Below are 1790 nucleotides of genomic sequence, written 5' to 3' on the forward strand. Positions count from 1 at the left end.
AGTCCGAAGAACGCTGCGCATCTGCGCATCGGGAAAGGCGCACAAATCCTCATAGCGCAATCTGATAGTATTGGGCTTGCCACGCAAGAAACGTTCGATAGCAAAATTGCTCTTCTGCCAAGTTACTGCCGTGCGCCAACTTCTGCCATATTTTCGCCGGAAACTGCAATCTACTCCACGCGGGTCTCTGATAAGATGTACGAAAAATGGATCGACGATATTGGCCTCACAGATTTTTCGGATTAGCTTAAAAGAAAGTGACTTGTCGGCAATAATATGATCTTGTGCTTGTTGAGATACAATCGTGGTCCACGTCCGCCAGAGATCCATAGGTGCCTCTTCGACACGTCGGCGATCAAGATCTTTTGCAGCCCAGCCCTGCGTAGCGAGCGCATCCGCTGCGGTACCCCAAAAGTCGCGTGTATCTTCGGATTGACGATCTATAGCTCCGAGCGTCCATAATCGAAGACTTTCTCCCGCTGCGAATATCGCGGGAGAAGCGCCTAACAGCAGATTGAGCAGTGTTCCTCCTGAATGGCCTGTAGTCAGGATAAAAATGTATCGTGGCTTTTCAGGCATAGTGTTCTTCCATCTTGATTTGAGCCGAGCGTAGGGCGAGAAGTTCTGCTTGAATATGGCTTGCATCCAATCCGTACCAACTACGTTCAACGCGTTCCATAATGACATACGCTTTAGTGCGGTTGGCTACAGCGCGGCGCATCCCCTCTATGCGCCGATCAACCAAAGGAACACCGAGATGCTTCTCCAGCCGGGACATCTCTAGTGGGCTTGACATGAAGGCTGCATAATCGAGCAGTAACATGTCAGGTCGTCGGCGAGCCAGCGTTAGAAGGGCATCATTGTACACGCACCAGGCATGCATAGCAGCAGGAATGTACATTGGATCTTGCCTGATCCAGCGCCACCAAGGCCGTCGGGCATAATGACGGAATACTTCGGCGGGATCGCGGAATATTCCGACAAGTTGCGGGGTCCCGATCAGATCTTCCCAATAATCATAGGTAAGCAGTGTGCGAGGGTCCTTGAACCCCCATGCTCCATTCCGGCTGGCTGTCTCCAGGACTGCACGGCCGTGTGCGCGTTGGTCGAGAGTCGTGGTTGCGACGTCCAACGACTGCGTGATGCGGACACTTTCCAAATCTTCGCAACCCAGTAGCGCGATATTGAGGCACCGCGTCGCCTCGCGCTCCATTTTGTTGCCGTCATCGTAACCACCTTCCTGCGTGGTATCAATCATCGCAATACCAGAGGCATGCAGAGTTTCGGAAATTAAAGTTGTTCCGGATTTATGCATACCAAGAACGATGACTGGATTCTTGTGCAGATATGTTGGTGCTGTCTCTGAATGCATTTTCATATCCGATCTGCGGCGTCCATGTTCAACATTGCGCGAAAAATCTTATTTTCGCGCGCCATCTCGTCCCAAGTGCCTAGCCCTGCTACACGCCCCTTATCGAGAACGAGGATTCTGTCGCATTCGCTCAGGGTGCTCATCCGGTGCGCGATGATAAAGAGGGTTTTATCTCCATGCAGACTGGCGATCGCATCCATCACATTACGTTCTGTCATAGTATCAAGTGCGGAAGTCGCTTCGTCCATGACGATGACATCCGCATCACGATAGAGAGCACGGGCGATGCCCATGCGCTGCCTCTGCCCCCCAGACAGGCGTATACCCTTTTCACCGATTTGCGTCTCGTAGCCTCTTTCAAGCTGCTGCATAATGAACTCATCAAGTTCAGCGCGCTGTGCAGCTTTACGTACGCGGG

Annotated in this window: 3 protein-coding genes; all 3 read right to left on the reverse strand. The window is 52.1% G+C overall.

From position 1 onward, the window contains the following. Positions 1-579, reverse strand: a 579-nt coding sequence (locus tag RGAI101_RS21770) for a sulfotransferase (protein WP_008230336.1), incomplete at its 3' end; no start/stop codon positions are given. Beyond that, the gene (locus tag RGAI101_RS21060) at positions 572-1372 is read right to left on the reverse strand and encodes a sulfotransferase (RefSeq protein WP_198133767.1); all 801 of its coding nucleotides are present in this window, start codon (positions 1370-1372) and stop codon (positions 572-574) included. The genes RGAI101_RS21060 and RGAI101_RS21770, both read right to left, overlap by 8 nt. 2 nt (positions 1373-1374) lie before the next feature. Next, positions 1375-1790: ATP-binding cassette domain-containing protein (locus RGAI101_RS21065; protein ID WP_037230667.1), on the reverse strand; the 416-nt coding region annotated here is incomplete at its 5' end.

The organism is Roseobacter sp. GAI101, assembly GCF_000156335.1.
GTDB lineage: Bacteria > Pseudomonadota > Alphaproteobacteria > Rhodobacterales > Rhodobacteraceae > Sulfitobacter.